This window comes from Pontimicrobium sp. MEBiC01747, assembly GCF_053601635.1.
In genome coordinates this window covers 1-1,166 of record NZ_JBSHNS010000054.1, presented here as the reverse complement: position 1 = coordinate 1,166, position 1,166 = coordinate 1, and the positions used below count along the sequence as shown (strand labels likewise).

The following is a 1,166-nucleotide window of genomic DNA, read 5'->3' as shown; positions in this document are numbered from 1 at the left end:
GTTTACTCTTACCGCCACTAGTTACAAACTAGCGGTAGCAGGGGGAGCGGGGGGGCAATTATCCAATTATATTTGTTAGACAATTCATTTAAAGAAGTATCTCCTTTCAAATAATTTTTATACCACAAAAAATATTCTTTCTTTATTTTATCTACTTTTTTCTTATTGTAATAAGAAACTTTCAACCCCTTATCCATTTTTAAATCATATATAACCTCCTCTTCTATATATAAATAAGCTAGATCAGAACAATTCTCTTTATAAGCACCCTTAGATATTAACCATATTGAAAATAATGTTCTCATTTCTTTAGAAATACATTTATTTACTAAACTAGGCTCTTTAGAAAAGGAATCGCTAATATTATCTAAAGAGTTTAAACTATACCAAATACTATTAATACTTAAAACTCTTCTTTTTTTTAAGTCTTTAAATAAATTACCCAAAACTACATTTTTTTCAGTTTCTATATATTCATTGCATATCTTATTGTAATCTATTATCGTTATTTTATTAGTTCCGCAGGAATGTAAAAATGCTGCTAATATTATTACAACACCTCTAAGGATTATTTTTCTTGTTTCTTGTTTTTCTTGCATTCTTCTTTACGGCTTTAGATACTTTTTTAAACTCTTTTTTACTTATTGTATTAATTCCATTATTAACTTTAGATGTTGTTAAATTAAACTGCACCTCATTAGAACTGCTAGTTTCATAAGGTACTAATATAGTATCTGGCTGACTTTTAGTCACTGTTTCGAACTTAGCTCCTTCTAAAAAATTACTATTTTCACCTGGATTAGCAGGGGGATACTACACTACCTCCTAACGAGAAAAAATTAATTTTATAGACTCTGGTAGATATTTAGTTATAGGTTTATAAATATCAGATAAATCAATCTGATGAGAATCGTCATCTCTATCAAAAAAAAACATATCAAAAATCGTGTTTTCTTTCAAAAAATATAGTTTTAATTCTTCCAAAAGAGATTCTCTTTGATTTAAATCTAATGAATTAAAATATATTCTTAATTCATAATTTTCAATCGAATTTTCAAACAGACTTATAATCACTTCTCGTGAATCATATTCTACAGTATAAGATAGTCCTTCTCTGTCTTTTATTAATTTATCAAACTCAACAGTACTATTAATATATATTCCAT

Annotated in this window: 3 protein-coding genes; all 3 read right to left on the bottom strand. The window is 26.6% G+C overall.

Going from position 1 to position 1,166, the window contains the following annotated elements:
* Positions 1-17 precede the first annotated feature (17 nt).
* The gene (locus ACVC2P_RS00840) at positions 18-599 is read right to left on the bottom strand and encodes a hypothetical protein (protein ID WP_452596590.1); all 582 of its coding nucleotides are present in this window, start codon (positions 597-599) and stop codon (positions 18-20) included.
* Positions 562-753, bottom strand: a complete 192-nt coding sequence (locus ACVC2P_RS00835; protein WP_452596589.1) for a hypothetical protein — start codon at positions 751-753, stop codon at positions 562-564. The genes ACVC2P_RS00840 and ACVC2P_RS00835 overlap by 38 nt, the downstream gene beginning before the upstream one ends.
* 72 nt (positions 754-825) lie before the next feature.
* Positions 826-1,166: hypothetical protein (locus tag ACVC2P_RS00830; RefSeq protein WP_452596588.1), on the bottom strand; the 341-nt coding region annotated here is incomplete at its 5' end.

Bases quoted from the DNA above. Each gene is read 5' to 3' on its own strand.
- ACVC2P_RS00840 (WP_452596590.1), bottom strand. From the start codon at position 599: ATGCAAGAAAAACAAGAAACAAGAAAAATAATCCTTAGAGGTGTTGTA.